The organism is Pseudothioclava nitratireducens (assembly GCF_029210495.1).
Classification (GTDB): Bacteria; Pseudomonadota; Alphaproteobacteria; order Rhodobacterales; family Rhodobacteraceae; genus Pseudothioclava; species Pseudothioclava nitratireducens.
Genome location: NZ_JARGDK010000006.1, coordinates 124,287 through 150,269, shown reverse-complemented (window position 1 = coordinate 150,269; position 25,983 = coordinate 124,287). Strand labels below are relative to the sequence as shown.

The 25,983-nt window shown below is 65.1% G+C and carries 29 protein-coding genes; 21 read left to right on the top strand and 8 right to left on the bottom strand.

What is annotated here, in order from left to right; translation table 11 throughout:
- Positions 1-54 precede the first annotated feature (54 nt).
- The 5 genes from ubiT to P0X85_RS09190 all read left to right on the top strand — a co-directional run bounded on the left by ubiT (position 55) and on the right by P0X85_RS09190 (position 4,325).
- Positions 55-570, top strand: a complete 516-nt coding sequence (gene ubiT, locus P0X85_RS09210; protein ID WP_275811779.1) for a ubiquinone anaerobic biosynthesis accessory factor UbiT — start codon at positions 55-57, stop codon at positions 568-570.
- Between the two features lie 2 nt (positions 571-572).
- Positions 573-1,550: a ubiquinone anaerobic biosynthesis protein UbiU gene (gene ubiU, locus P0X85_RS09205; RefSeq protein WP_275811888.1), complete on the top strand. Its 978-nt coding sequence runs from the start codon at positions 573-575 to the stop codon at positions 1,548-1,550.
- Between the two features lie 2 nt (positions 1,551-1,552).
- The gene (ubiV, locus tag P0X85_RS09200; protein ID WP_275811777.1) at positions 1,553-2,440 is read left to right on the top strand and encodes a ubiquinone anaerobic biosynthesis protein UbiV; all 888 of its coding nucleotides are present in this window, start codon (positions 1,553-1,555) and stop codon (positions 2,438-2,440) included.
- Between the two features lie 71 nt (positions 2,441-2,511).
- Positions 2,512-3,507 carry a tRNA dihydrouridine(20/20a) synthase DusA gene (dusA, locus tag P0X85_RS09195; RefSeq protein WP_275811775.1) on the top strand — a complete coding sequence of 332 codons (996 nt, stop codon included), beginning with the start codon at positions 2,512-2,514 and terminating at the stop codon, positions 3,505-3,507.
- 2 nt (positions 3,508-3,509) lie between these two features.
- Positions 3,510-4,325 (top strand): sulfite exporter TauE/SafE family protein, encoded by an 816-nt coding sequence (locus tag P0X85_RS09190; protein ID WP_275811773.1) that lies wholly within the window; start codon positions 3,510-3,512, stop codon positions 4,323-4,325.
- Positions 4,326-4,359: 34 nt separating this feature from the next.
- Here P0X85_RS09190 and mazG read toward each other — a convergent pair whose 3' ends face one another.
- Complete coding sequence (gene mazG, locus P0X85_RS09185; protein ID WP_275811771.1) at positions 4,360-5,199, bottom strand: nucleoside triphosphate pyrophosphohydrolase; 840 nt, start codon at positions 5,197-5,199, stop codon at positions 4,360-4,362.
- Between the two features lie 75 nt (positions 5,200-5,274).
- Here mazG and P0X85_RS09180 point away from each other — a divergent pair, with 75 nt between their 5' ends.
- From P0X85_RS09180 to P0X85_RS09135, 10 genes are all read left to right on the top strand, one after another.
- Positions 5,275-6,438: a M20 aminoacylase family protein gene (locus P0X85_RS09180; RefSeq protein WP_275811769.1), complete on the top strand. Its 1,164-nt coding sequence runs from the start codon at positions 5,275-5,277 to the stop codon at positions 6,436-6,438.
- Positions 6,439-6,601: 163 nt separating this feature from the next.
- Positions 6,602-6,937, top strand: coding sequence for a preprotein translocase subunit YajC (gene yajC, locus P0X85_RS09175; RefSeq protein ID WP_275811767.1), 336 nt, complete (start codon positions 6,602-6,604; stop codon positions 6,935-6,937).
- A gap of 15 nt (positions 6,938-6,952) precedes the next feature.
- On the top strand, positions 6,953-8,617 hold the full coding sequence (secD, locus tag P0X85_RS09170) for a protein translocase subunit SecD (protein WP_275811765.1): 1,665 nt from the start codon (positions 6,953-6,955) through the stop codon (positions 8,615-8,617).
- A gap of 12 nt (positions 8,618-8,629) precedes the next feature.
- Positions 8,630-9,613, top strand: a complete 984-nt coding sequence (secF, locus tag P0X85_RS09165; protein WP_275811763.1) for a protein translocase subunit SecF — start codon at positions 8,630-8,632, stop codon at positions 9,611-9,613.
- Positions 9,600-9,971 carry an Mth938-like domain-containing protein gene (locus P0X85_RS09160; RefSeq protein ID WP_275811761.1) on the top strand — a complete coding sequence of 124 codons (372 nt, stop codon included), beginning with the start codon at positions 9,600-9,602 and terminating at the stop codon, positions 9,969-9,971. Before secF ends, P0X85_RS09160 begins: the two co-directional genes overlap by 14 nt.
- 38 nt (positions 9,972-10,009) lie before the next feature.
- Entirely contained in the window at positions 10,010-10,642 is a 633-nt protein-coding gene (gene ccmA / locus P0X85_RS09155; RefSeq protein ID WP_275811759.1) for a heme ABC exporter ATP-binding protein CcmA, read from the top strand.
- Positions 10,643-10,715: 73 nt separating this feature from the next.
- Entirely contained in the window at positions 10,716-11,372 is a 657-nt protein-coding gene (gene ccmB, locus P0X85_RS09150) for a heme exporter protein CcmB (protein ID WP_275811757.1), read from the top strand.
- 87 nt (positions 11,373-11,459) lie between these two features.
- Positions 11,460-12,188, top strand: a complete 729-nt coding sequence (locus P0X85_RS09145) for a heme ABC transporter permease (protein ID WP_275811755.1) — start codon at positions 11,460-11,462, stop codon at positions 12,186-12,188.
- The gene (gene ccmD, locus P0X85_RS09140) at positions 12,185-12,346 is read left to right on the top strand and encodes a heme exporter protein CcmD (RefSeq protein WP_275811753.1); all 162 of its coding nucleotides are present in this window, start codon (positions 12,185-12,187) and stop codon (positions 12,344-12,346) included. The genes P0X85_RS09145 and ccmD overlap by 4 nt, the downstream gene beginning before the upstream one ends.
- A complete protein-coding gene (locus P0X85_RS09135) occupies positions 12,339-12,872 on the top strand; it encodes a DsbE family thiol:disulfide interchange protein (protein ID WP_275811752.1) in 534 nt (177 codons plus the stop codon). Before ccmD ends, P0X85_RS09135 begins: the two co-directional genes overlap by 8 nt.
- On the opposite strand, the gene P0X85_RS09130 is transcribed toward P0X85_RS09135, so the two are convergent.
- From P0X85_RS09130 to hpt, 3 genes are read right to left on the bottom strand one after another with little or no spacing between them, the layout of a single operon-like run.
- Positions 12,873-13,751 (bottom strand): c-type cytochrome, encoded by an 879-nt coding sequence (locus tag P0X85_RS09130; RefSeq protein ID WP_275811749.1) that lies wholly within the window; start codon positions 13,749-13,751, stop codon positions 12,873-12,875. It lies immediately after the preceding gene.
- Between the two features lie 57 nt (positions 13,752-13,808).
- Positions 13,809-13,988, bottom strand: coding sequence for a hypothetical protein (locus P0X85_RS09125; RefSeq protein WP_338030525.1), 180 nt, complete (start codon positions 13,986-13,988; stop codon positions 13,809-13,811).
- Positions 13,989-13,990: 2 nt separating this feature from the next.
- Positions 13,991-14,542: a hypoxanthine phosphoribosyltransferase gene (gene hpt, locus P0X85_RS09120; protein ID WP_275811745.1), complete on the bottom strand. Its 552-nt coding sequence runs from the start codon at positions 14,540-14,542 to the stop codon at positions 13,991-13,993.
- Positions 14,543-14,635: 93 nt separating this feature from the next.
- Between hpt and P0X85_RS09115 the strand changes: the two genes are divergently transcribed.
- Complete coding sequence (locus P0X85_RS09115) at positions 14,636-15,094, top strand: type II toxin-antitoxin system RatA family toxin (RefSeq protein WP_275811743.1); 459 nt, start codon at positions 14,636-14,638, stop codon at positions 15,092-15,094.
- Positions 15,095-15,146: 52 nt separating this feature from the next.
- On the opposite strand, the gene P0X85_RS09110 is transcribed toward P0X85_RS09115, so the two are convergent.
- The 4 genes from P0X85_RS09110 to P0X85_RS09095 form a co-directional block, all read right to left on the bottom strand.
- Positions 15,147-16,325, bottom strand: a complete 1,179-nt coding sequence (locus P0X85_RS09110) for an ammonium transporter (protein WP_275811741.1) — start codon at positions 16,323-16,325, stop codon at positions 15,147-15,149.
- Positions 16,326-16,491: 166 nt separating this feature from the next.
- On the bottom strand, positions 16,492-16,962 hold the full coding sequence (locus P0X85_RS09105; protein ID WP_275811738.1) for a CinA family protein: 471 nt from the start codon (positions 16,960-16,962) through the stop codon (positions 16,492-16,494).
- Positions 16,959-17,456 carry a phosphatidylglycerophosphatase A family protein gene (locus P0X85_RS09100; protein ID WP_275811736.1) on the bottom strand — a complete coding sequence of 166 codons (498 nt, stop codon included), beginning with the start codon at positions 17,454-17,456 and terminating at the stop codon, positions 16,959-16,961. Before P0X85_RS09100 ends, P0X85_RS09105 begins: the two co-directional genes overlap by 4 nt.
- Positions 17,457-17,460: 4 nt before the next feature.
- Positions 17,461-18,588: a bifunctional 2-C-methyl-D-erythritol 4-phosphate cytidylyltransferase/2-C-methyl-D-erythritol 2,4-cyclodiphosphate synthase gene (locus tag P0X85_RS09095; protein ID WP_275811734.1), complete on the bottom strand. Its 1,128-nt coding sequence runs from the start codon at positions 18,586-18,588 to the stop codon at positions 17,461-17,463.
- A gap of 198 nt (positions 18,589-18,786) precedes the next feature.
- Here P0X85_RS09095 and dusB point away from each other — a divergent pair, with 198 nt between their 5' ends.
- From dusB to ntrX, 5 genes are all read left to right on the top strand, one after another.
- On the top strand, positions 18,787-19,761 hold the full coding sequence (gene dusB, locus P0X85_RS09090; protein WP_275811732.1) for a tRNA dihydrouridine synthase DusB: 975 nt from the start codon (positions 18,787-18,789) through the stop codon (positions 19,759-19,761).
- A complete protein-coding gene (locus P0X85_RS09085) occupies positions 19,758-20,825 on the top strand; it encodes a two-component system sensor histidine kinase NtrB (protein WP_275811730.1) in 1,068 nt (355 codons plus the stop codon). The genes dusB and P0X85_RS09085 overlap by 4 nt, the downstream gene beginning before the upstream one ends.
- Positions 20,826-20,828: 3 nt before the next feature.
- Positions 20,829-22,205: a response regulator gene (locus P0X85_RS09080; RefSeq protein ID WP_275811728.1), complete on the top strand. Its 1,377-nt coding sequence runs from the start codon at positions 20,829-20,831 to the stop codon at positions 22,203-22,205.
- Between the two features lie 72 nt (positions 22,206-22,277).
- Complete coding sequence (locus tag P0X85_RS09075; RefSeq protein WP_275811726.1) at positions 22,278-24,554, top strand: sensor histidine kinase NtrY-like; 2,277 nt, start codon at positions 22,278-22,280, stop codon at positions 24,552-24,554.
- Complete coding sequence (ntrX, locus tag P0X85_RS09070; RefSeq protein WP_275811724.1) at positions 24,551-25,960, top strand: nitrogen assimilation response regulator NtrX; 1,410 nt, start codon at positions 24,551-24,553, stop codon at positions 25,958-25,960. The genes P0X85_RS09075 and ntrX overlap by 4 nt, the downstream gene beginning before the upstream one ends.
- The last annotated feature ends 23 nt before the right edge of the window (positions 25,961-25,983 follow it).

Here is a 25,983-nt window from a genome sequence, read left to right as displayed (position 1 = left end):
GGGCAACTTGATCAATGTCAATCCGGGCCGGGCGCGATCCGGCTAGGCAAGGGCATGATGCGACATGACCTTATTGCGCCCCTCTTCTCCGCGCCCTTCGCGCTGGCGCCGCTCAACCTCGCGCTGTCGCGGCTGATGCGACGGATTGCGGCCCGCCATCCCGGCATCCTGCGCCGCCTTGGCCCGCATGGGCAGGCGCGTATCCTGATTGATGTGCCTGATGCCCCGGTGCTATTGCTGATGCAGCCCTCGGGCCAGCGCCTCACCGCGCATCGCCGCACCGCGCCGCCGCCCGGCTCTGACGCGACGATTCGAGGCCGGCTCGGGGCGTTTCTGGCGATGCTGCACGGGACCGAGGATGGCGATGCGCTGTTCTTTTCGGGCGAGCTGGAAATCTCGGGCGACACGGCGGCGGTTCTGGCGCTGCGCAATGCGCTCGACGATGCCGAGCTGGACCTGACCGAGGAACTGGCCACGCTGGGCGGGCGCGCTGGCCCCGCATTGCGCCGGCTTTCGGGGATCGTCGCGCGGCGCTCGGGCCTTGTCCTTTCACGACCGGAGATTTTCTGATGATGGAACTGGTTTGCCCGGCGGGTACGCCCGCGGCGCTTCGTGCGGCTGTGGATGCGGGCGCACATGCGGTCTATTGCGGCTTTGCCGATGAAACCAATGCGCGCAATTTTCCGGGGCTGAACTTTTCGCGCGAGGAGATGGCCGAGGGCATTGCCTACGCCCATGCGCGCGGCGCGAAGGTGCTGGTGGCGATCAATACCTTCCCGCGCGCGGGCGATCAGCCGATCTGGCACCGCGCGGTGGCCGATGCCGAGCGCTGCGGGGCGGATGCCGTGATCCTGGCCGATCTGGGCCTGCTCGCCCATGCCGCCGAGCGCCATCCCGGCCTGCGCCTGCATCTGTCGGTGCAGGCGGCGGCGGCGAACCCGGATGCGATCAATCTTTATGCCGAGGCTTTCGGCGTGAAACGCGTGGTGCTGCCGCGGGTTCTCACGGTCGAGGAAATCACCGCCATCAACCGCGAGATCGACGTCGAGACCGAGGTCTTCGTGTTTGGCGGGCTGTGCGTGATGGCCGAGGGGCGCTGTTCGCTCTCGTCCTATGCGACGGGGCTGTCGCCCAATATGAACGGGGTCTGCTCGCCTGCGAGCCATGTCGCCTATGCCGAGCAATCGGGCGCCCAAGAGGCCCGGCTGGGGGGCTTTCTGATCCACCGCACGCCGAAGGGCGCGCCGGTGCCTTATCCGACGCTCTGCAAGGGCTGTTTCACCTCGGGCGAGCAGACCGGCCATATCTTCGAGGACCCGGTGAGTCTCGATGCGACCCGGCTGATCCCGGCGCTGCAAAAGGCCGGGGTGCGCGCGCTCAAGATCGAGGGGCGGCAGCGCTCGCGGGCCTATGTCGGGCAGGTGGTGCGCGCCTTCTGCGCCGCTGTCGAGGCCGCCGACAAAGGCCAGCCGATGCCCGAGGGCTTGCTGGCGAAACTGACCGAAGGGCAGGCCGCCACGACCGGCGCCTATGCCAAGACCTGGAGATGACGATGGATTTGAGCGTTGGGCCGAACGCCTTTTTCTGGAGCGCCGAGACGGTGCGCGATTTCTATCGCGCGCTGGCCGAGACCCCCGTGCAGCGGGTGGTGATCGGGGAATGGGTCTGCTCGAAACGGCTGCCCTTCTGGCAGGATGAAATCCCCGGCGCGGTCGAGGCGCTGCAAATGGCGGGCAAGGAGGTCGCGGTGACGAGTCTTGCGCTCATCACCCTGCGCCGCGAGCGCCGTCAGACGGCGGATCTTGCCGAGATGGGCCTGCCGGTCGAAATCAACGACCTTTCCGCGCTGCACCATATTCCCGAAGGCGCGCCGTTCTGGGTCGGGCCGGTGGTCAATGTCTATAACGAGGGCACGCTTGAGTGGCTGGCACGGCGGGGGGCGACGCGGATTTGTCTGCCGCCCGAATTGCCGCTCGCTTCGGTGGCCGCACTTGCGCGGGCCGGGCATGCGGCGGGGGTCGCGGTTGAGGTCTGGGGTCATGGCCGCGCGCCATTGGCGATTTCCGGGCGCTGCTACCACGCGCGGCTTCATGACCGGGCCAAGGATAGCTGTCAGTTCGTCTGTGGCGACGACCCGGACGGGCGCGATGTCGATACGCTGGACGGGCGCGCCTTTCTGACGGTGAACGGGGTGCAGACGCTGGGCCGCGCGGTGACCACCGTCGCGGGTCAGATCGAGGCGCTGCGCGATGCGGGTGTCGCATCGCTGCGCCTGTCGCCGCAGATTGGGGCCTTCCCCGAGATCGCACGGGCCTATGCCGCGGCGCTTGACGGGGCGCCGGACCTGCCCGGGACTCTGGCGCGGCTGATGCCGGGCGCGGAGTTCTGCGACGGCTTTCTCGCGGGACAACCCGGCGTGGCACAGGTGGCGCTCGGCTGACGGGCGGTTTGCGCGCGCGCGCAATTCATGTAAAGAGCGCGCGCAACCTCGCCTCTGTCAAAGCCTGCCTGATGTCCCTCGCCTTGTCGAAAACCGCGCCCTCGCGCCTGTCCGTTGCGCCCATGATGGACTGGACGGACCGTCATTGCCGCGTGTTTCACCGCACGATCTCGGCGCGTGCGTTGCTTTATACCGAGATGGTCACCGCGCCTGCGGTCATCCATGGAAAACGTGCGCTACTGCTGGATTACAGCGCGGCTGAGCATCCGGTTGCGTTGCAACTCGGTGGCTCGGACCCGCGCGAGCTGGCCGAGGCCACGCGGATCGCGCGCGATTGGGGCTATGACGAGATCAACCTCAACTGCGGCTGCCCGTCGGATCGAGTGCAGTCGGGGGCTTTTGGGGCGGTGCTGATGAAATCCCCCGATCTGGTGGCCGAGTGTGTGGCGGCGATGATCGAAGCCTCGGATGTCGAGGTGACCGTGAAATGCCGGATCGGTGTGGATGACGATGACCCGGCTGAGCGCCTGCCGGGGTTTCTGGAAACCGTGTCGAAGGCGGGCGTCTCCCGCTTCACGATCCATGCGCGCAAGGCTTGGCTGCAAGGTCTCAGCCCCAAGGACAACCGCGAGATTCCGCCGCTTGACTATGATCTGGTCTATCGGATGAAGGCCGAATACCCGCATCTGGACCTGTCGATCAATGGCGGCGTCACGACGCTCGCCGAGGCCGAGGCGCATCTGGCGCGGGGGCTTGATGGGGTGATGATCGGGCGGGCCGCCTATCACGATCCGATGTCGGTGCTGGGTGGCGCGGATGCGGCGATCTGGGGGCAGGGCGCTCCCGCGGATCCCTTCGCCGTGGCCGAGGCGATGAAACCCTATATCGCGGACCACCTGCAAACGGGCGGGCGGCTGCATCAGATCACCCGCCATATGCTGGGTCTGTTCCATGGCCGCCCGGGTGCGCGCGGCTGGCGCCGGACGCTGTCCGAAGGTGCCACCCGCCCCGGTGCAGGCCTTCCCCTTTATGACGCGGCACTCGCCGCTGTGATCCCGCAGGAGTGACCATGCCCGAGCTGTCGACCCTTTTGCCGCTCGTCGCCATCCTGTTGGCTGTCGGCGCCTTTGCGGGCATTCTGGCGGGCCTCCTTGGCGTGGGCGGCGGCATCGTTCTGGTGCCTGCCTTCTTCTACCTCTTTTCCGGGCTGGGCTACGGCTCGGACGATCTGATGCAGGTCTGCGTGGCGACCTCGCTTGCGACAATCATCGTGACTTCGGCGCGCTCGGTCATGGCGCATCACCGCAAGGGCGCGGTGGATTGGACGATCCTGCGCCAATGGGCGCCGCCGATCGCCATCGGGGCGGTGATCGGGGTGCTGGTGGTGGCTCAGCTGCGCACGGCGACGCTTCAGGTGATCTTCGGCGTGATGGTGTTCCTGATCGCGGGTTACATGATGTTCGGCAGATCAAGCTGGCGCCTGTCCGACCACCTGCCGGGCGGCGGTTTCCGGGCGTGGTTCGGGCCGCTGATGGGGCTGGTCTCGGTGCTGCTCGGGATCGGCGGCGGCTCGATCGGCACGCCGATGCTCACGCTGCACGGGGTGCCGATCCACCGCGCGGTTGCCACCTCGGCGGGGTTCGGCATCACCATCGCGCTGCCCTCCGCCATCGCCTTCCTGCTGACCCCGGTCGAGACCGCGCCGCCCTACAGTATCGGTGCGATCAACATCCCGGCCTTCCTGATCGTGATTGCGATGACGACCTTCACCGCGCCCTTGGGCGCGGCCCTTGCGCATCGACTCGATGCCAAGAAGCTCAAGCGCGTCTTTGCCGTTTTCCTGATGCTGGTCGCGCTCAACATGCTGCGCAAGGCGCTGTTCTGAGCCTTGGGGGGTGCGGGGGCAGCGCCCCCGGTCCTCACTTGACGCCCGCAGCCTTCGCCTGATCCCAAAGCGCATCCATTTCGGCCAGATCGCTCTGGGCAGGCGACTTGCCGCGCGCTTCAAGTTCACGCTCTATATAATTGAAACGACGCGTGAATTTTCCGTTTGTCGCGCGCAGCGCCGCCTCGGGGTCCAACCCCATATGCCGCCCCAGATTGACCATCACGAAGAGCAGATCGCCATATTCTTCGGCCAGTTCCTCGGGACCCAATGTGTCGCGCGCCTCGACCAGTTCGCGGGCCTCCTCGACGATCTTGTCGATGACCTCATCGGTTGAGGGCCAGTCGAACCCCACCCGCGCCGCGCGGTTTTGCAGCTTGAGCGCGCGGCTCAGTGCAGGCAGGCCAAGCGCCACCCCGTCGAGGACACCGACGCGCGCCACGCCCGCCGCCGCGCGCTCGGCGGCCTTGATCTTCTCCCAGTCGGCGGTCTGCTGCGCGGCGGATTTGTCACGGCTTTCGGCCCCGAACACATGCGGGTGGCGCGAGACCATCTTGGTATTGATCGCGCGCGTTACTGCTAGAATGTCGAAGTGCCCCGCCTCATCGGCCATCTGCGCGTGATAGATCACCTGTAGCAGCAGATCGCCCAGCTCGCCCGTCAACTCGCCCCAGGCTTCGCGCTCGATCGCATCCGCGACCTCATGCGCCTCTTCGATCGTGTAGGGCGCGATCGTCGCGAAATCCTGCTCGATGTCCCACGGACAGCCGGTCTCGGGGTCACGCAGGCAGGCCATGATCGCGCATAGGCGGCGGAATTGGTGGCTGGCATCGCCCGCTTCATCAAAGATCAGGGAGTCGGTCGGTTTCACCATTGCGTTGGGGCCTTTGTCTGCGATGATCTGTGCGCTTAGCGCCGCAGTATCCTCACCCCGAGCCCAGAGTCCACCATGCCCGTCCTGAACCGTATTGCCGCCCTTGCCCCCGAGATGGCCGAATGGCGCCGCTGGCTGCATCGCCACCCGGAGATCGAGTTCGATCTGCCGAAGACCAGCGCTTATGTGGCCGAGCGGCTGCGCGAGATCGGTGTCGATGAACTCCATGAGGGCATTGCGAAAACCGGCATCGTCGCGCTGATCGAGGGGCAGGGGACGGGGCCGACGATTGGGCTGCGCGCCGATATGGATGCGCTGCCGATCACCGAGCGCACCGGGGTGGCGCATGGCTCGACCCATGAGGGGATGATGCATGCCTGTGGCCATGACGGGCATACGGCGATGCTTTTGGGGGCGGCGAAATACCTCACCGAGACGCGCAATTTCGCGGGCCGCGTCGCGCTGATCTTCCAGCCGGCCGAGGAAGAGGGCGGCGGCGCCGAGGTCATGGTGCGCGAGGGGCTTATGGAGCGCTTCGGCATCACGCAGGTCTACGGCATCCACAATGCGCCCAACGTGCCCTTCGGGCATTTCCTGACCACGCCGGGGCCGCTGATGGCGGCGGTGGACACGGCCTATGTCACCTTCCGCGGGCGTGGCGGTCATGGCGCAATCCCGCAAGACTGTGTCGATCCGATCCCCGCCATCGCTTCGACCGTGTCGGCGCTGCAATCCATCGTCAGCCGCAATATCGGCGCGCAGGACGAATTGGTGGTCTCGGTCACGCAAATCCACGCGGGCTCCGCCAATAACATCATCCCCGAGGATGGCTGGTTCTGCGCCACGATCCGCTCTTTCGCCCCCGAGATCCGCGATCTGGCCGAGGCACGTTTCCGCGAGATCGTGACAGGGCAGGCGGCGAGCTTTGGTCTCGAGGCCGAGATCGACTACGAGCGGGGCTACCCGCCCACCGTGAATGACGCGGAGCGCGCGGCTTTCGCGGCGGGGGTCGCGCGGGAAATCTCGGGGCCGGATGCGGTCGATGAGACAGCGCCGCGTCTCATGGGCGGCGAGGATTTCTCCTATATGCTACAAGAACGCCCCGGCGCGTTCCTGTTTCTGGGCACTGGTCCGGGCGCAGGGTTGCACCACCCGGCCTATGATTTCAACGACGAGGCCGCGCCCCTTGGCGCGTCCTTCTTCGCGCGTCTGGTCGAACGTGCCTTGCCGCTGGGCTGAGGGCTGCCTATCTGCCATGGACGCGCGCGCCGGAGGCGGGCGGAGCCGCCTTGCCAAGGGGCGGGGCCGCCGCTAGGGTGCGCGCCGAAATGTGGGGTCCGGATCAACAGGACCCAAATGACGGGACCGGGCCTTGGAGGCCCGCAAGAAAGGACCAAAACCGATGTTCGCAACCCCCGCCTTCGCTCAGGCTGCCGGCGCCCCCGGCGGAGCCGCCGCTTTCGGGCAGTTCCTGCCGCTGATCCTGATCTTCGTGATCATGTATTTCCTGCTGATCCGTCCGCAGCAAAAGCGCGCCAAAGAGCACAAGGCCATGATCGAGGCGCTGCGCCGTGGCGATCAGGTCATCACCCAAGGCGGTATCGTCGGCAAGGTCACCAAGGTCCGCGAAGACGGTGAGGTCGAGGTCGAAATCGCCCAAGGCGTCAACGTCCGCGTCGTGAAACAGACCATCGCTCAGGTCGTCTCGAAAACCGAACCGGCCGCTCCGGCCAAGTAACGGGTCTTCGCCGCCATGTTGCAGATCTCGCTCTGGAAGCGTGTGCTGATCATCGCCGTGTGCCTTCTGGGCATGGCCATGGCGGCGCCGAACCTGTTCTACAACCGGGTCGAGGGGCATAACGATGCGCTTCTCGCCCTTGAACGCACCGGCGCGCTGAGCACCGAGCAGGTGGCCGCGCGCGATGCGTGGCCAGGCTGGCTGCCCTCGGGGCTGGTCAATCTCGGGCTCGATCTGCGCGGTGGCGCGCATCTTCTGGCCGAGGTCCATGTGACCGAGGTGTACAAGGCACGGATGGATGCGCTCTGGCCCGCCGCCCGCGCGGCGCTCGCGGCTGAGCGTGCGACCATCGGTGCGATCCGCCGTGTGGCCTCGCCCGAGGATGAGCTGCGTATCCAGATCGGCAACCCCTCCGAGATCGCCCGTGCGGTCGAGATCGCCCGCACGCTCGCGACCCCGGTCGTGACGCTAACGGGCGTGGGGCAAAACGATATCGAGGTTTCGGGCGAGGGCGACACGCTCACGATCCGCCTCTCCGAGGCCGAGCGCGCCGCAACCGACGACCGCACCATGCAGCAATCGCTGGAAATCGTGCGCCGCCGCGTCGATGCGGCCGGGACGCGCGAGCCGACGATCATGCGCCAAGGTCAGGACCGTATTCTGATTCAGGTGCCGGGCATCGGCTCGGCGGCGGAACTCAAAGCGCTGATCGGAACCACCGCGAAGCTGACCTTCCACCCGGTCGTAGGCCGGGCGGGCGATGCCAATGCGGTCGCGGGGGCGGGCAATATCGTGCTCCCCGCGCAGGATCAGAATGACGGCTATTACATTCTCGATCAGGTTCCGGTCGTCTCGGGCGACGAGCTGACCGACGCGCGCCCCGATACCGACCAGAACGGCTATCCGGCGGTGTCCTTCCGTTTCAACCCGACCGGCGCGCGCGCCTTTGGCGATTACACGGCGGCCAATATCGGCAGCCCGTTCGCCATCGTCCTCGATAACGAAGTGATCTCCGCCCCTGTGATCCAGTCGCATATTCCGGGCGGCTCGGGCATCATCACGGGCCGCTTCACCGTGCAGGAAGCCACCGACCTTGCGCTCCTCTTGCGGGCGGGCGCATTGCCGGCTGGCATGACCTTCCTCGAAGAGCGCACCATCGGCCCCGAACTCGGCGCCGACAGCATCGAGGCAGGCCGGATCGCGGCCATCGTGGGCCTGACGGCTGTTGTGGCCTTCATGGTGCTCAGCTACGGGCTGTTCGGGGCCTTTGCCGCCGCGGCGCTTCTGATCAACATCGCGCTCGTCTTTGGCGTCATGTCGATGATCGGCGGCACGCTGACGCTGCCGGGGATCGCGGGGATCGTGCTGACCATCGGTATGGCAGTGGACGCGAACGTGCTGGTGTTCGAGCGGATCCGCGAGGAGCTCAAACACGCCAAAGGGCCGGCGCGGGCGATTGAACTCGGCTACCAAAAGGCGATGTCGGCCATTGTCGATGCGAACGTGACCACCTTCCTGACCGCGACGATCCTGTTCGTTCTGGGCGCAGGCCCGGTGCGCGGCTTTGCCGTTACGCTGTTGATCGGGATCCTCACCTCGGTCTTCACGGCGATCTGGGTCACGCGGCTTATGGTCGTGCTCTGGTTCGCCCGCCGCCGTCCGAAACAGATCGAATTGTAAGGAGCGACGATCATGGCTTTCCGTCTCAAACTCGTTCCTGAAGTCACCCATTTCGACTTCTTCAGGCATCAGGTCCTGACCTTCGGCTTCTCGGTGGCGATGGTGATCGCCTCCATCGTGCTGGTGCTGACGATGGGGCTCAATTTCGGCATCGACTTCCGGGGCGGGACCACGATCCGCACCGAGTCGACCCAGCCGCTCGATGTCGGGCTGTATCGTGACACGCTACAACCGCTGAACCTTGGCGATGTCTCGATCACCGAAGTGTTCGATCCGAATTTCGACGCCGATCAGCATGTGGGCATGATCCGCATTCAGGCGCAGGAAGGCGACGAGGCGGTCACGCCCGAGACGCTCAGCGCGATCGAGGCGGCGCTTCAGGTGGTCGACCCATCGGTGAAATTCGTTTCCACCGAATCCGTCGGCCCCAAGGTCTCGGGCGAGCTGATCTGGACCGCGATCTGGTCGGTTTTGGCGGCGACGGGGGCGATCCTCGTCTATATCTGGTTGCGCTTCGAATGGCAGTTCTCGATCGGGGCCGTCGCGGCGCTGGTGCATGACGTCGTGGTCACGGTCGGTATCTTTGCGCTGTTCCAGATCCGCTTCGACCTGACGATCATCGCCGCGCTGCTCACGATCCTCGGCTACTCGATCAACGACACGGTGATCGTATTCGACCGGCTGCGCGAAAACCTCGTGAAGTACAAATCCATGCCGCTGCGCGAGGTGATGAACCTCTCGGTCAACGAAACGCTCGCGCGGACGGTGATGACCTCGGGGACCACGCTGATCGCGCTGATCGCGCTTCTGGTGCTGGGGGGCGACGTGATCCGGGGTTTCGTTTTCGCAATGACCTGGGGCGTCATCATCGGGACCTATTCCTCGGTCTTCGTGGCCAAGAATATCGTCCTGTTCCTTGGCGTGAACCGCGACAAGAAGACCGAAGACCCCTCCGCCAAGTTCTTCACCGAGAAGGTTGAGAATGCCGATAACTGAGGCCGAATATGGTGGCGCGCTGCCGGTCGATGGCTACGGACCGGGGTTCTTTCGTATCGCCGGAGAGGTTCATCACGGCAACGTGGTGATCGAGGCGGGCAGCGTCGCGCTCTGGTCCGGCTATGACGACCGCGCGCCGCTTCTGGCGCTGGCAGGCAAGGTCGATGTGCTCTTCGTCGGCACCGGTGCCGAGATCGCGTTTCTGCCGCGCGATCTTGTGGCTGAACTCGAAGCCGCAGGTGTCATGTGCGAGCCGATGGCCACGCCGTCTGCGGCGCGCACCTATAATGTGCTTCTCTCCGAAGGCCGCCGCGTGGCCGCCGCGCTGATGGCTATGCCGTCGCAGGGTGCGAGCTGACCCTTTCCCTCAACCGCCGGATCGACTAAGGCCAAGCCATGACCATGCTGAGCGTTGACAATCTGGCGGTGACACGGGGCGGGCTGGCAGTGCTCGAAGGGCTGAGCTTTGGGCTCGATGCCGGCCATGCGCTGGTGCTGCGCGGTCCGAACGGGATCGGCAAAACGACCCTTCTGCGCACGCTGGCAGGGCTGCAACCCGCGCTTCACGGCTCCATCTCGATGCCGCCCGAGTCGATGGCCTATGCGGGCCATTCCGACGGGCTCAAATCGACGCTGACGGTGACCGAGAACCTTGACTTCTGGGCCTCGGTCTATGGCACCGACAGCATCGAGGGCGCACTGGACCGAATGAACCTGCGCGGCCTGACCGAGCGCCCGGCAATGAGCCTCTCGGCGGGGCAGAAACGCCGCCTTGGCCTTGCGCGGCTGCTTGTGACGGGCCGCCCTGTCTGGGTGCTCGACGAACCGACGGTCTCGCTCGACGCGGCCTCGGTCGCGCTTTTTGCCGATGCGGTGCGCGCCCATCTTGCGCAAGGCGGCGCCGCGCTGATGGCGACCCATATCGACCTCGGCATCCCCGAGGCGGCGATCCTCGACCTTGCGCCCTTCAAGGCCAAACCACCCGAGCAGGGCGGTATTTCGGGCGCTTTCGATGAGGCCTTCATATGAGCATGCATCGTAAGTCTGCCACAAATATCCCCGCCGGAGGCACCCACGCGTCCCGGATGCGCGGAGGCCCGTCATGCTAGCGCTCTTGTCACGCGACCTGAAGCTCGCGATCCGCGCGGGCGGGGGCTTTGGCCTTGGGCTTGCCTTTTTCCTGATCGTGGTCACGCTGGTCCCGTTCGGGGTCGGCCCCGAAGGCGGTATCCTTGCGCGGATCGCACCCGGTATCCTCTGGCTTGGCTCGCTTCTCGCTTGCCTGCTGTCGCTCGACCGGATCTTCGCGCTCGATTTTGAGGATGGCTCGCTCGACCTTCTGGCGACCGCGCCCGTGCCGCTCGAAGGGGTGGTGACGATGAAGGCGCTTGCGCATTGGATCACCACGGGGCTACCGCTCGTGGTTGCGGCCCCGGTTTTCGGGGTGCTGCTGCATCTTGAGGGCGCGGCCTATCAATGGCTGGTCATTTCGCTTCTGCTCGGGACGCCCGCGCTTTCGGTGCTCGGCACCTTCGGCGCGGCGCTCACGGTGGGGCTCAAGCGGGGCGGGCTCTTGCTGTCGCTCTTGGTGCTGCCGCTTTACGTGCCGACCCTGATCTTCGGGGCAGAGCTGATCCGGCGCGGGGCCGAAGGCATGGCCACGCAGGTGCCGCTTCTGATGCTGGGCGGCATCACCACCGCCGTCATCGCGGTCGTGCCCTTCGCCTCGGCAGCGGCGATCCGGGTCAACTTGCGGTGAGTTTGACCCGCGTCAAGTTGCGCTAGGGCAAAATATGACAATCGTGCTAGGACAAACGCGCGAACGAACAGGAGTGAGCCAGACCCGATGTCGATCTGGGAATATGCCAACCCCGTAAAATTCATGAAGACCTCGTCGATGCTGTTGCCCTGGGTGACGGGGTTGACGGTGATCTGCCTTGTCGTCGGGCTGATCTGGGGCTTCTTTTTCACGCCCGAGGCCACGAATTTCGGGTCCACCGTCAAGGTGATCTATGTCCACGTGCCGTCCGCGATGATGGCGATCAATATCTGGGTGATGATGCTCGTCACCTCGCTGATCTGGCTGATCCGGCGCCACCATGTCTCGGCGCTGGCCGCTAAGGCAGCCGCGCCGATCGGCATGGTTATGACGCTGATCGCGCTCATTACCGGCGCGGTCTGGGGCCAGCCCATGTGGGGGACGTGGTGGGAATGGGACCCGCGACTGACCTCGTTCCTGATCCTGTTCCTGTTCTATCTGGGCTACATGGCGCTCTGGGAGGCGATTGATAACCCCGACACGGCGGCGGACCTGACGGGGGTTCTGTGCCTTGTGGGCTCGGTCTTTGCACTGCTCTCGCGCTATGCGGTGAATTTCTGGAACCAGGGGCTCCATCAGGGGGCCACGCTCTCGCTCGACAAGGAGGAGAACATCTCCGATGTCTACTGGTTCCCGCTGCTGATCTGCCTTGCGGGTTTCGTGCTGCTGTTCGTGACGCTGCTTCTCTTGCGCACCCGCACCGAGATCCGCGCGCGCCGTCTCAAGGCGCTTGAACAAAGGGAGCGCATGGCATGATGCCCGAGCTTGGAAAATACGCGGCCACGGTGATCCTGTCCTATATCGGGACAATCCTGCCCTTGGTGCTGCTCACGGTCTGGACGCTGTGGAAGGGGGCGAAAACCCGCCGCGCGCTGGAGCTTCAGGAAGAACGGATGGGGCGTAAAAATGGCTAGACCGCTGATGCTCCTGCCGCCGCTGATCTTTGCGGGGCTGGCAGGCATGTTCATCTGGGGTATGGGGCGCGAAGACCCCAAGCAGCTCCCCTCGGCGCTGGCGGGCAAGGATGCGCCGCCGGTGCAGCTTACGCCGCTGGGCACCGGCGCGCCCTTTACCGATGCGGATCTGCGCGATGGCGAGATCAAGCTGGTGAACTTCTGGGCGTCGTGGTGCGCGCCTTGCCGGGTCGAGCATCCGAACCTGGAGGCGCTGGCCGCCGAAGGGGTTGAGATCCTCGGCGTGAACTACAAGGACACGCCCGAGCAGGCGCTGAAATTCCTCGGTGATCTGGGCAATCCCTATGCCGCGATCGGCGCGGATGCGACGGGGCGGATGGCGCTCGACTGGGGGGTTTACGGCGTACCCGAGACTTTCGTCGTCGATGGCGAGGGCAAGGTGCTGTTCCGCTTTGCGGGGCCGGTGACCGAGCGCGTCATCGAAAGCCGGCTGCGCCCGGTCCTCGAAGGGCAGGCGGCGGAGTGATCACTCCACCGCCGGCACGCGCTTGAGATAGGCGGCCACGGCGGCGCGATCTTCGGGCGGGAGTTTGGCGTAATTGTCCACCACATAGGCCATATGGCCGCCGACGCTGTCATAATCGGGGGTGAAGCCGCTCTCTAGGTAATAGGCGATCTCTTCGACGCTCCAGCCAAGCTTGGCGGGCGTGATATTGGGCGCGCCGCCTTCGCCCGGCACACCGGCGAGCCAGCGGTTCTTGTCCATCCCGCCCAGCGCGTTGCGCGGCGTGTGACATTCGCCGCAATGGCCGAGCGCCTCGACCAGATAGCGCCCGCGCGCTTCCTCGGCGCTCAGATCGCCCTCGATCACCCAATCATCGGTGAAGAAGAGCATCTTCCAGCCGCCAAGGGACGCCCGGATGTTGAACGGAAAACCGACCTCATGGGGGGCGGAGGGCGTCGGGTCGGCGGGCAAGGTTTTCAGAAATTCATAAAGATCGGCAAGGTCTTGCGCGGTCATCTTCACGTAGGACGCATAGGGTAGCGCCGGGTAGAGATGCCCGCGCTCGCGTCCGGTCCCATGCCAGAGCGCATCGGCCAAAGCCTGACGCGACCAGTTGGCGATGCCTTGTTCCGAAGGGGATATATTGGGGGCGAGGAAGGTGCCGAAGGGGCTAGCAAAGCGTTGCCCGCCGGACAGAACCAGACGCGCCTCGCCCTGCGCGCCCTCGGCCATGTGGCACGAGCCGCAGCCCGCGGCATAATAGACCATCTCGCCGCGGGCGATATTGCCCTCGATGCCCCGGAAACGCTCGGGATCGGCATGGCCGGGGCGGGTGACGATCAGGAAAACGCCAAGCCCGAACAGTCCCAGCAAGACGAGAACGATCACTATCCGGCGCATCTTAGATCCTCCCTGCTCAGAGAAAATCTGGGGCGAACATGCGCGAAGGCAAGGAAATCAGTTCAGCCGCGGCAGGCGGCCGCCGCGCGGTTCGACCGTCGCCCAATCAGGCCAGAGCCCGAGCCATTCGAGACCCGCGATCACCAGAACGACCGCAATCACCACGGCCACGATCCTGACCTGACGCATCGAAGGGGGGCGGCGCGCCCAGCGCGCCATCCGCATGAGCCAGGTCATGTTCATTTGGTATCCTCGGGCAGGAACCGGACCTTGCCGATATAGGGCAGGTTGCGGTTGCGCTGCGCGAAGTCGATGCCGTAGCCCACGACGAATTCGTCGGGGATGTCAAAGCCGGTCCATGTCGCGCGGATGTCCACCTCGCGCCGGGAGGGCTTGTCGAGCAGCGCACAGCACTCGATCCGGCGCGGTTTGCGGGCCCGCAGCATGCCCATCACGTGCTGAAGCGTGTAGCCGGTATCGACGATATCCTCGACCACCAGCACGTCGCGCCCCTCGATGCCGGCGCGCAGGTCCTTGAGGATACGCACCTCGCGCGAGCTTTCGGTGCTGTCGCCGTAAGAGCTGGCTTCGAGGAAATCGACCTCGACCGGCAGGTCGATCTCGCGCACCAGATCGGCGATGAAGACGAAAGAGCCGCGCAAGAGCCCCACCACCACCAGCTTGTCGGTATCGGCGAAGGCGGCGGTGATTTCGCGGGCGAGATCCTCGACGCGCGCGGCGATCTGCTTGGCCGAGATCATCTGCACGATCTCATGGGGGCGGTGCGGCATCTCGGTCTCCTTGCCGGAAAAATGGGGTGCGGGGCCTTGCACCCCCCAAAGGGTTTATCGCATCTAAGGCGTGGAGGAAATAAAGGTCAGCCCATGCCCACCCATTCCGAAAAGCGCGTGATGCCTTACACTGCCCGGCAGATGTATGATCTGGTTTCGGATGTGCAGCGCTACCCGGAATTCCTGCCGTGGAACTCTGCGGCGCGGGTGCGCACGCGCAGGCCGGGGCCGGACGGGTCGGAGGTGCTGGAGGCGGATCTGGTGATCTCGTTCAAGGTGTTCCGCGAAAAGTTCGGCTCGCGCGCGACGCTCTGGCCGGAGCGCAACCGGGTCGAGGTGGATTACCTCGACGGGCCGTTCAAATACCTGCGCAGTTGGTGGCAGTTTGCCGATCGGCCCGAGGGCGGCTGCGATGTCGAGTTCTATGTCGATTTCGAGTTCCGCAATGCGATCCTGCAAAAGGTGATCGGCGTCGTGTTTGACGAGGCGATGCGCCGGATCGTGCGCGCTTTCGAGGAACGCGCCATCGCGCTTTACGGCCCCGCCGCCTGAGCCAACAAAAAAGGCCGCCCGAAGGCGGCCTTTGCGCTTGTGTCCCGAAAGGTCAGGAATTCATGTCATAGGCGCGTTCGCCATGGGTCGAGAGGTCGAGCCCGTTGGTCTCGGCTTCCTTGTCCACGCGCATCGGGAAGACCAGCGCCACCAGCTTGGCGATCACGAAGCTGACCGCCAGCGTGTAGAGGCCGACCAGCACCAGTGCGCCGAACTGCGCCAGATAGCTGCCATGGCCGAAAATGGCGATCATCATCGTGCCGAAGATCCCGCCCACACCATGCACGGCAAAAACATCGAGCGTGTCGTCGATCTTGAGGCGCTCACGGATGAGCACCACGGCCTCTTGGCAGAGCACACCGGCGACCGTCCCGATCAGGAGCGCTTCCAGCGGCCCGACAAAGCCCGAGGCCGGGGTGATCGAGGCCAGACCCGCGATGGTGCCGGTCACGATGCCGACCAGCGACGAGCGGCCGAACTTGATGCGCTCCCACGCGGCCCAGCTCAGCGAGGCGGCGGCGGCGGAGATATGGGTCACGGTGATCGCCATCGCGGCGCCGCCATCTGCGGCCAGCAGCGAGCCGCCGTTGAAGCCGAACCAGCCGACCCAGAGCATGCCCGCGCCCATGGCGACCATGCCGGGGTTATGCGGCGGTGTGGTGCGGTGCTTGCGCGGGCCGATCATGATCGCCAGCAAGAGCGCGGCAAGCGCTGCGGTTTCGTGCACGACGATACCGCCCGCGAAATCCTTGGTGCCGACCGCGCCAAAGATGCCGCCATCCGCCATCAGACCGCCACCCCAGATCCAGTGGGTGACCGGCGCATAGACCAGAAACATCCAAAGCGCCGAGAAGGCCATCACGAAGGCGAAGTTCACGCGCTCGACAAAGGCCCCGATGAACAGCGCGGGTGTAATGATGGCAAAGGTCATCTGGAAGGCGAAGAACAGCACTTCGGGGATCGAGCCCGAGACGGTGTCGGCGTCAATGCCCAGAAGGCCGAATTTACCAAGGCCGCCCCAGAGGGCATTGCCCTCGCCAAAGGCCACCGAGTAGCCGCCCAGCAGCCACAGGATGCTCATCAGCGCGGCAATCGAGAAACACTGCATGAAGATCGACAGCACGTTGCGCGCCCGCACCAGACCGCCGTAGAACAGCGCCAGCCCCGGCAGCGTCATGAACAATACAAGCGCGGTCGCAACCATGATCCACGCGGTATCAGCCCCATTCATCCCAAATCCTCCGTTTCGGTCGTTGGAGGGGCAGGACCATGAAGCGCGCGCCAGAGAAAGAGGCATATGCGTTGGGGGGGCGCGCATTTTGCGGGCGGTTTTCAAACTGCCCAAGATTTACGCGCAAGAATGTCTCAAATGCCCATATGGGGGCGGTTCGTGAACCTTAGCGCAGGGCTGCGCGCAAGAGGCCCAGCGCATGATCGCGGGCCGCTGCGCGCACTTTTGCGCGCCCGATGGCACCGAATTCGACGGCTTCGGTCTGCGTGTCGTGGCCGGTTCGGGCCAGTCCGAAACAGACGCGGCCTTCGGGTTTGAACTCGGAGCCGCCGGGGCCTGCGATGCCGGTGATGGCGACAGCAAGCTGGGCTTTGCTATGTGCAAGTGCGCCCTCGGCCATTTCCCGCGCGACCTCTTCGGAGACCGCGCCATGCGCCTCGAGCGTCGCAGGGCGCACGCCCAGCATCTCGGTCTTGGCGGCGTTGGTATAGGTCACAAAGCCACGTTCCACGACCGCCGAGGAGCCGGGGATATCGGTCAGCGCCACCGCGACCATGCCGCCGGTGCAGCTCTCGGCGGTGGCGATCATCACGCCCGCCGCCTTGGCCGCATCGAGGATCTCGGCGGGCAGGCTCACATCAGCACCGCATGGTAGAGGCCCGCGAGGAGGAACGTGCAGATGCCCGCGAAGACGCCCGCCCAAAGATCGTCGAGCATGACCCCCGCGGGGTCGCCCCGCCGGTCCGCGCGCCCGACAAGCCACGGTTTGCGGATGTCAAACAGCCGGAACAGCACGAAGGCCGCGAGCGGTCCCGGCCAGACCATCGACATATCGCGCATCCAGAACCCCATGGCGGGGAACAGAAGCGCCAGCCACATGCCCGCAACCTCGTCGATGACGATCTCGGAAGGGTCTTCTTCGCCGGGACGCAGCGCGAGTTCCGCCTTGATGGTGACGAAGCCGAGTGCGGTCACCAGCACCGTCGCCACGACCAGCGGCCAAAAGCCAAGGTAACGCTCGATCCCCCAGCCGACGACCAGCGCCGCCAAAGAACCCCATGTGCCCGGCGCGGGTTTCATCTGACCCACGTAGAAGAAGGTGTTGATCAGTTGCAGCGCCTCGCGGTTCATCGGCTTAGTCCTTGATCAGGGTGGCGGTGGCGATCGCGGCGATGCCTTCCTCGCGGCCGGTGAAGCCCAGCCGTTCCGAGGTCGTCGCCTTGACCGACACGCGGGTGGGCTCTAGCCCCATGATCCGCGCCATCTCGGCCATCATCGCTTCGGCATGTGGGCCGATCTTGGGTCGCTCGCAGACCAGCGTCACGTCGATATTGCCGATCCGAAAACCGCGCGTGCGGGCCAGTTCGGCGGCATGGGCGAGGAAAATCTCCGAGGCCGCGCCTTTCCATTGCGGATCGGATGGCGGGAAATGCCGCCCGATATCCCCCTCGGCCAGCGCGCCATAGATCGCGTCGGTCGCGGCATGCATGCCGACATCCGCGTCGGAATGGCCCAGAAGCGCCTTGTCATGCGGGATTTTCACACCGCAGAGGATGACATGATCGCCCTCGGTGAAGGCGTGCACGTCATAGCCATTGCCCAGCCGGATATCCATTCTTGCCCCCAATAGCCTCTCGGCCCGTTCGAAATCTTCGGGATAGGTGATCTTGAGATTGTCCTCGCTGCCCGCGACGATCGCAACCGCATGGCCTGCGGCGCGGGCGACCTCGACATCGTCGGCGGCACCGCCCGGATGGGCGCGATGCGCGGCGAGGATCGTCTCAAAGCGAAAGCCCTGCGGGGTCTGCGCGCGCCAGAGGCCCGTGCGGTCCTCTGTGCCCGTCACCATGCCCTCCGCGCCCCGCCAGAGCGCATCCGAGACGGGCAGGGCGGGCGCGGCGGCCTCGGCCCCTTCGAGCGCAGCCAGAACCCGCCCGACCAGAGCCGTGTCGACCAGCGGGCGGGCGCCGTCATGGATCAGCACCTGCTCGATCCCGGTGCCGGCCAGCAACTCCAGCGCATTGCGCACCGAGGCGTCGCGCGTCTCCCCGCCGGCAACCAGCGTGACCGATCCGCCAAGTATCTCCGCCCCCAGCGCCATGTCATCGGGATGCAACACGACCACGATACGCCCAAAGCCGCTGAGCGCGCGCACCGTATGGGCCAGCACCGGCTGACCTGCGAGCGGGCGCCATTGCTTGGGCATTTCCCCTCCGGCGCGGGTGCCGCGTCCGGCGGCCACGATGATGACGGCGACTGACATGAACCCTCCGCGTTTCGCTCAAGGCTTAGGCGATAGGGCGCAGCGGCGCAATGCGTCGCTTTCGGGCGGATTTCGAGGTTTCGCGCCGATGCGGCGCTTAAAAAATGTGCGATTGCTGTTTTTGGCGTCCATTTTGTGGGGCTTTGATTGTGATTCTGCCCATGAGCGGCTAATTCCGAGGCAACCAAAGGATTTACCGTGCCGCTGACACTGGGACATATCACGCTCGACCCGCCGGTTTTTCTGGCGCCGATGGCCGGGATCACCGATCTGCCGTTCCGGCGGATGGTGGCCCGCTTTGGCGCAGGGCTTGTCGTGTCCGAGATGGTGGCGAGCGGCGAGATGCTGACCGCGAAACCCTCGGTTCGGGCCAAGGCGCGGGCGGATATGGGGCTCGATCTTGCGGCCTCGGTGCAGCTTGCCGGGCGCGAGGCGCAGCCGATGGCAGAGGCCGCGCGGATCGTGGCGGACATGGGCGCGCGGATCATCGACATCAACATGGGCTGTCCGGCGAAGAAAGTGACGGGGGGGCTCTCGGGGGCGGCGCTGATGCGCGACCCGGATCATGCGCTGCGGCTGATCGAGGCGGTGGCGGAGGCGGTCGATGTGCCGGTTACCCTCAAGATGCGGCTGGGCTGGGATGACGAGACCCGCAACGCGCCCGACCTCGCGGCGCGCGCCGAAGCGGCGGGCGTGCGGATGGTCGTCGTGCATGGGCGCACCCGGATGCAATTCTACAAAGGCACGGCCGACTGGTCCGCGATCCGGGCGGTGCGCGAAGCCGTTTCGATCCCGGTTGTCGCCAATGGCGATGTGATCGACGCCGAGAGCGCCCGGACGGCGCTTCAGCAATCGGGCGCGGATGGGGTCATGGTCGGGCGCGGTGCGCAGGGCGCGCCTTGGGTTCTGGCCGAGATCGCCCATGCGCTTCACGGCACGCCTGCGCCGCGTGTGCCCACGGGCGGCGCGCTCGCCGATTTCATTTCGGAGCATTACGAGGCGATCCTGAGCTTCTACGGCACCGATCTGGGGCTGCGCCTCGCGCGCAAGCATCTGGGTTGGTATGCCGAGCGCGCGGGCGCGCCGCTGCGGGCCGAGATGATGGTCTCGCAAACGCCCGAGGCTACGCTTTCGCTCATCCGTGCCGCCTTTGGCGCAAGAGAGGCCGCATGAACCTGCCCCCGCCCGGCATCATCTGGAATTCGCTGCCAATCCCGGCGCTTCTGATCAACGCGGTGGACCGCGTCGAAGAGGTCAATCCGGCCGCCGAACTGTTCCTCAATATCTCGGCCAAATCGCTCAAGGGGCAAAGCGTGCTCGAGCGGATCTCGATCACCGCGCCGCTCGAAGAGGTGTTCGCGCGGGTGCGCAAGAACCGCTCGGAGCTGTTCGTCAACGATGTGGACGTGACGACCGGCGAACGCGCGCCGGTGCAGTGCAACCTTCAGGCCGCGCCCGTGGGCGACGACCCGGACACGGTGCTCTTGCTGATTTCGCCGCGCGAGATTGCCGAGCGTCTGGGCCGTGCGAGCCAGGTCAAATCGGCGGCGCGCTCCGCGATCGGCATGGCCGAGATGCTGGCCCATGAGATCAAGAACCCGCTTGCCGGGATCGCAGGGGCCGCGCAGCTTTTGTCGATGAACCTTTCTGGCGAGGATCTGGAACTGACAGATCTCATCGTCGACGAGACCCGCCGCATCGTGAAGCTGCTCGAACAGGTCGAGCAGTTTGGCAATGTGCGACCGCCCGAAAAGCGCGCGGTGAACCTGCATGACGTGCTCGACCGCGCGCGCAAATCGGCCGCGGTGGGCTTTGGCGCGAACATGAAATTCATCGAGGATTACGACCCCTCGCTGCCCAATACGCTGGGCGATGCCGACCAGCTGACGCAGGTCTTCCTGAACCTTCTCAAGAATGCCTCCGAGGCCTGCAAGGGCTCGGGCACGCTCAGGCTACGCACCTTCTACGAGCATTCGCTGCGGCTGCGGCGTGAAGACGGATCGGGGCAACCGCTGCCGCTTCAGGTTGAGATCATCGACGATGGTCCGGGCATCCCGCCCGACATCGCCGCCTCTATATTCGAACCTTTCGTTTCCGGTCGGGAGAACGGAACGGGGTTGGGACTCGCCTTGGTTTCCAAGATAATTTCAGATCATGATGGCTGGATCAGTGTAGATTCGGTGCCCGGACGCACCACCTTTCGAGTGTCTTTACCAGTCGCGCCGAAGGAGAAGTGAGTTATGGACGGAACTGTTCTTGTCGCCGATGACGACCGGACGATCCGCACGGTCTTGACGCAGGCGCTGACGCGCGCGGGCTGCAAGGTGCATGCGACCGCCTCGCTGGTGACGCTGATGCGGTGGGTCGAAGAAGGGAAGGGCGATCTGGTCATTTCCGATGTGATGATGCCGGACGGAAACGGTCTTGAGGCGCTGCCCCGGATTTCCGAACTCCGCCCCGGTATGCCGGTGATCGTGATTTCGGCGCAGAACACCATCATGACCGCGATTCAGGCCGCCGAGGCCGAGGCCTATGACTACTTGCCCAAGCCCTTCGATCTGCCCGATCTGATGAAACGGGCCGCGCGCGCGCTCGAACAGAAACGCCGCGCGCAAGTCACGCCCAAGGAACCGGCGGGCGAGTTGCGCGATGTGGGGGGCGATCTGCCGCTCGTGGGGCGCACACCGGCGATGCAGGCGCTCTACCGGCTTGTCGCGCGGGTAATGAATGCCGATCTGCCGGTGCTGATCTTCGGCGAAAGCGGCACGGGCAAATCGCTCATCGCGCGGGCGATCCACGACTTCTCGGACCGCCGCACGCTGCCCTTCGTGGTGGCGCAAGCCGCTGATCTTCAAGGCGCGGAGGGCCCCTCGATGCTCTTGGCAAAGGCGCGCGGTGGCAGTCTCGTCTTTGACGAGGTGGGCGATTACGACGATGAGACGCAGGCGCGGATCGTGCGGATGCTCGACGCGTTGCCTGACCCCGCGCCGCGGATCATGGCCACGACGCAGATCGACTTGTCGGGTCTGATGGAGGCGGGCAAGTTCCGTCAGGACCTGTTCTACCGTCTGGGCGGCGTCACGCTGCAAGTGCCCGCCCTGCGTGAGCGGGTCGAGGATATTCCGCTTCTGGCCGATCACTTTCTGGCCCGCGCGGAGCGTGACGGGCTGGGCGCGCGGCGGCTCTCGAACGAGGCCAAGTCGCTGGTGCGCGCCTATGCCTGGCCGGGCAATGTGCGCCAGCTTGAAAATACGATCCGCCGTCTGGTGGTCACCTCGCCCGAGGAAGAGATCACCCGCTCCGAGGTCGAATTCGTGCTGGGCAACCAGCCCGCGATCGAGCCTTTGCGTCAGGGGGGGGAGGGTGAAAAGCTCTCGGCGGCCATCGCGCGGCACCTGCGGCGTTATTTCGACCTGCATGGGGGAAACCTGCCCGCACCGGGACTTTATGAGCGCATTCTCAAGGAGATGGAGGCGCCGCTCATCGAAATCGCGCTCGACGCGACCGGCGGCAATCAGGCCAGATGTGCCGATTTGCTTGGCATCAACCGCAATACCTTGCGTAAAAAGATCACCGATCTGGATATTCAGGTGACACGGCGGCGCAAACTGATGTAAACCTGCCACAGAGGGCTGTTGCATATTCGTCCCTATGGATTCGGGCGGCAGCTTGGCTTGTGGGGGGCTTTCGTGCGGGGCACGGCACATCGGACAGCGTGGGATCGTCTCGTGCGATTGCGGCGTCAGCGGCGGTTTCAAAGCCTGATTACGCTGGGGCTCGTGGTGCTTGGGCCGTGTCTGGCGATTGCCACGTTCTTCGTGCTCGGGCCGCTGGGGCAGGGCGGGGATTCGAATGCGCTGCGGCTGATCCTTCTGGCCGATTTCATCTATTTCCTGCTGCTTGCCGGGCTGATCGTCATGCGGCTGATGCAGATGCTGGCTGCCCGGCGCGCGCGTTCGGCGGGGTCGCGGCTGACCTTGCGTCTGACGGGGGTGTTCGCGGGGATCGCGCTGGTGCCGACGGTTCTGGTCGCGGTCTTTGCGGGCCTGACGGTGAATATCGGTCTTGAAGGCTGGTTTTCGGATCGCGTCCGCGAGGTGGTCGGAACTTCTCTGACCGCCGCCGAGGCCTATCAGGGCGAGCATCGTCGCGACCTGACCGAGGATATCGACGCGCTGGCTGGCTTCCTGAACCTGCGGCGGCAGGCGGCGACCTTTATGCTCGACGGCGATCTGCGCGAGCTTTTGACCATTGGGCAGGCGAGCATTCAGCGTGGTTTGAAAGAGGCCTATGTGATCGACGGCACCGGCGAGATCGTCGCGCGCGGCGAGCGCAGCTATCTCTTCGATTACGAGGCCCCCGCGCCCGAAGAGGTCGTGCGGGCGCAGCGTGGCGAGGATGTGTTGATCGAGGATTGGGAGAACTCGGAATTCCGGGCGCTCAAGCAACTCGATGCGTTCGTGGACCGCTATCTCTACATCTCGCGCGCGGTGGACGGGGGCATCCTGTCGCTGCTCGACGACACGCGCGAGACGGTGAGCCTCTACCAACAGCTTGAGGCGACACGGGGGCGCGTGCTTTTCGAATTCGGCCTCGTTTATATCGGCTTCGCGCTGATCCTGATCCTCGCAGCGGTTTGGCTGGGCCTGTGGTTCGCGGAGCGGCTGTCGCGCCCCATCGGGCGGCTGGCGGCGGCGGCGGAGCGGGTGGGCGCGGGGGACCTTGATGCCCGCGTGATCGAGGCCGATGGCGACGATGAGATTGCCACATTGGGCCAGAGCTTCAACCGCATGACCCGGCAGCTCAAAGGCCAGCGCGAGGCGCTGGTCGCGTCCCATGAGACCACCGAGGCCCGGCGGCGGCTGTTTGACTCTGTGCTCTCGTCGGTGACTTCGGGTGTGATCGGGCTGGATGCCGAGGGGCGGCTCGACTTTCTGAACCGGTCTGCAACGCGGCTTCTGGAGCTGTCGCCCGAGCGCGACCATGATCGTGTCCTTAGCGATGCGGTTCCAGAGTTTGAAAGCCTTTTCAATCGCTTGCGGGAAGGGCTTCACGAGGTGGTTCAAGAGGAAATCCGGGTTTCACGCGGGGGGCGTCTGGAAAGTCTTTTGGTGCGAATGGCTGTGCGGCGCAACGATGAGGGTGTGCCGGAAGGCTATGTGGTCGCCTTCGAGGATGTGACGGAGCTGGTCTCGGCGCAGCGGATGGCGGCCTGGGGCGATGTCGCGCGCCGGATCGCGCATGAGATCAAGAATCCGCTCACGCCCATTCAGCTTTCGGCCGAGCGTATCAAACGCAAATTCACGCCGCTTGCGGGTGAAGAGGTCGAGGCGCTGGATCAGTATACGGGCGTAATCATTCGTCAAACCAATGACTTGCGGCGCATTGTTGATGAGTTCTCGCGCTTTGCCCGCATGCCCGAACCTGACCGGCGCGACCATGACCTGTCGAAGCTGATGCGCGATGCGGTGCTGTTGCAGCAAGACGCGTTGCACGGGGCCAATCTGGTCTCGGAAATCTCAGAGGCCCCGGAGATCGTGGAGCTTGACGCCACGATGATCTCGCAGGCGGTCACAAACCTGATTAAGAACGCGGGCGAAGCCATTGAAAGCCTGTATGAAAAAGGCGCGCCTGAAAACTATGTGCCGGAGGTGCGCGTGGTCATGGAGGCGGGCCCGGAACAGGTCACGATCCGCATCATGGATAATGGGATCGGTCTGCCGCACGACCGCTCGCGTCTGTTCGAGCCCTATGTGACGACGCGTGCGAAGGGCACCGGGCTCGGCCTGCCCATCGTCAAGAAGATCATCGAAGAACATGGCGGGACGCTCACGCTGACCGATGCGCCCGCCTTCGTGCCGGGGGCCCATCAGGGCGCCATGGCTGAAATCCGGCTGCCACGCGCCCGCACGGGTGCCCGCGCCATCAAGGAAAGGCCCTCCGAGGCCACAATGGGGACGACATGAGTGACATTCTGATCGTGGACGACGAAAAGGACATCCGGGAATTGATCGCGGATATCCTCAAGGACGAGGGCTTCCAGACCCGTCTGGCGGCCAATTCGGACGAGTGCATGGACCAGCTCAACGCCGAGGAACCGGCGCTGATGATCCTTGATATCTGGCTCAAGGACAGCCGGATGGACGGGATCGACATCCTCAAGCATGTGAAGCGCGACAACCCGGACGTGCCGGTCATCATCATCTCGGGCCACGGCAATATCGAGATCGCGGTGGCGGCGATCAAGCAGGGCGCTTACGACTTCATCGAGAAGCCGTTCAATATCGACCAGCTTCTGGTTGTGATTTCGCGCGCGATGGAGACCGCGCGTCTGCGCCGGGAAAACAGTTCCTTGCGCCGCCGCGAGGGGACGCCAGCAGAGATGCTGGGCAATGCCGCCGCCTTCCGTAAGCTCAAGGATCAACTTGAAAAGGTGACCAAATCCAATGGGCGGGTGATGCTGACGGGCGAGCCCGGCTCGGGCAAGGAAGTCGCCGCGCGCTTCATCCATGTGAATTCGAACCGGGCCTCGGCGCCCTTCGTGACGGTCAACTCGGCCTCGATTGAGCCTGAGCGGATGGAAGAGGTCCTGTTCGGGCGCGAAACCGCTGAACGCGGGGTCGAAAAGGGTCTTCTCGAACAAGCGCATGGTGGGGTGATCTATTTTGACGAGGTGGCCGACATGCCGCTCGGCACCCAGTCCAAGATCCTGCGCGTGCTGACCGAACAGCAATTCACCCGAGTGGGCGGGGCGGACAAGGTGCGCGTCGATCTGCGGGTGATTTCCTCGACCACCCGCGATCTGCCCTCCGAGATCGCCGCCGGGCGCTTCCGTCAGGAATTGTTCGACCGCCTGAACGTCGTGCCGATCGCGGTCCCGGCGCTCTCGGAGCGGCGCGAGGATGTGCCGCTGCTGGCTCAGCATTTCATCGAGGGGCTGAACCGCGCTCAGGGTCTGCCGCTGCGCGAGATTTCCGAAGAGGCGGCGGCGATGATGCAGACCATGGAATGGCCGGGCAATATCCGCCAGTTGCGCAACGTGATCGAGCGGGTGCTGATCCTGGGCGAAGGCACCGGGCCGATCGAGGCGCGCGAACTGCCGGGCGACGCCGCGCCGGAGGAAGAAGGGCGGATCGTGCTCGGCGGGCAACTGGCGACGCTGCCTTTGCGCGAGGCGCGCGAACTGTTCGAGCGCGAATATCTGCTCACCCAGATCAATCGCTTCGGAGGCAACATTTCGCGCACGGCGAATTTCGTGGGCATGGAGCGCTCGGCGCTGCACCGGAAGCTCAAATCGCTGGGTGTCGTGACCAGCGCCAAATCCGGTGCGCGCGTGGCCCATGTCGAGGACGAGGCCGATCAGGACGCCTGAGCGGCGCTCGATTGACCAGACCA

Excerpts from the sequence above, each read along its gene's own strand:
- ubiT (WP_275811779.1), top strand. The coding sequence starts at position 55 with ATGATGCGACATGACCTTATTGCGCCCCTCTTCTCCGCGCCCTTCGCG.
- P0X85_RS09160 (WP_275811761.1), top strand. The coding sequence starts at position 9,600 with ATGCCGATAACTGAGGCCGAATATGGTGGCGCGCTGCCGGTCGATGGC.
- P0X85_RS09135 (WP_275811752.1), top strand. The coding sequence starts at position 12,339 with ATGGCTAGACCGCTGATGCTCCTGCCGCCGCTGATCTTTGCGGGGCTG.
- ubiV (WP_275811777.1), top strand. The coding sequence starts at position 1,553 with ATGGATTTGAGCGTTGGGCCGAACGCCTTTTTCTGGAGCGCCGAGACG.
- P0X85_RS09080 (WP_275811728.1), top strand. The coding sequence starts at position 20,829 with ATGGACGGAACTGTTCTTGTCGCCGATGACGACCGGACGATCCGCACG.
- dusA (WP_275811775.1), top strand. The coding sequence starts at position 2,512 with ATGTCCCTCGCCTTGTCGAAAACCGCGCCCTCGCGCCTGTCCGTTGCG.
- mazG (WP_275811771.1), bottom strand. The coding sequence starts at position 5,199 with ATGGTGAAACCGACCGACTCCCTGATCTTTGATGAAGCGGGCGATGCC.
- ubiU (WP_275811888.1), top strand. The coding sequence starts at position 573 with ATGGAACTGGTTTGCCCGGCGGGTACGCCCGCGGCGCTTCGTGCGGCT.
- P0X85_RS09130 (WP_275811749.1), bottom strand. The coding sequence starts at position 13,751 with ATGCGCCGGATAGTGATCGTTCTCGTCTTGCTGGGACTGTTCGGGCTT.
- P0X85_RS09100 (WP_275811736.1), bottom strand. The coding sequence starts at position 17,456 with ATGAACCGCGAGGCGCTGCAACTGATCAACACCTTCTTCTACGTGGGT.
- secD (WP_275811765.1), top strand. The coding sequence starts at position 6,953 with ATGTTGCAGATCTCGCTCTGGAAGCGTGTGCTGATCATCGCCGTGTGC.
- ccmA (WP_275811759.1), top strand. The coding sequence starts at position 10,010 with ATGACCATGCTGAGCGTTGACAATCTGGCGGTGACACGGGGCGGGCTG.
- P0X85_RS09190 (WP_275811773.1), top strand. The coding sequence starts at position 3,510 with ATGCCCGAGCTGTCGACCCTTTTGCCGCTCGTCGCCATCCTGTTGGCT.
- ccmB (WP_275811757.1), top strand. The coding sequence starts at position 10,716 with ATGCTAGCGCTCTTGTCACGCGACCTGAAGCTCGCGATCCGCGCGGGC.
- ccmD (WP_275811753.1), top strand. The coding sequence starts at position 12,185 with ATGATGCCCGAGCTTGGAAAATACGCGGCCACGGTGATCCTGTCCTAT.
- P0X85_RS09180 (WP_275811769.1), top strand. The coding sequence starts at position 5,275 with ATGCCCGTCCTGAACCGTATTGCCGCCCTTGCCCCCGAGATGGCCGAA.
- P0X85_RS09110 (WP_275811741.1), bottom strand. The coding sequence starts at position 16,325 with ATGAATGGGGCTGATACCGCGTGGATCATGGTTGCGACCGCGCTTGTA.
- P0X85_RS09115 (WP_275811743.1), top strand. The coding sequence starts at position 14,636 with ATGCCCACCCATTCCGAAAAGCGCGTGATGCCTTACACTGCCCGGCAG.
- P0X85_RS09125 (WP_338030525.1), bottom strand. The coding sequence starts at position 13,988 with ATGACCTGGCTCATGCGGATGGCGCGCTGGGCGCGCCGCCCCCCTTCG.
- ntrX (WP_275811724.1), top strand. The coding sequence starts at position 24,551 with ATGAGTGACATTCTGATCGTGGACGACGAAAAGGACATCCGGGAATTG.
- P0X85_RS09145 (WP_275811755.1), top strand. The coding sequence starts at position 11,460 with ATGTCGATCTGGGAATATGCCAACCCCGTAAAATTCATGAAGACCTCG.
- yajC (WP_275811767.1), top strand. The coding sequence starts at position 6,602 with ATGTTCGCAACCCCCGCCTTCGCTCAGGCTGCCGGCGCCCCCGGCGGA.
- P0X85_RS09085 (WP_275811730.1), top strand. The coding sequence starts at position 19,758 with ATGAACCTGCCCCCGCCCGGCATCATCTGGAATTCGCTGCCAATCCCG.
- secF (WP_275811763.1), top strand. The coding sequence starts at position 8,630 with ATGGCTTTCCGTCTCAAACTCGTTCCTGAAGTCACCCATTTCGACTTC.
- P0X85_RS09095 (WP_275811734.1), bottom strand. The coding sequence starts at position 18,588 with ATGTCAGTCGCCGTCATCATCGTGGCCGCCGGACGCGGCACCCGCGCC.
- hpt (WP_275811745.1), bottom strand. The coding sequence starts at position 14,542 with ATGCCGCACCGCCCCCATGAGATCGTGCAGATGATCTCGGCCAAGCAG.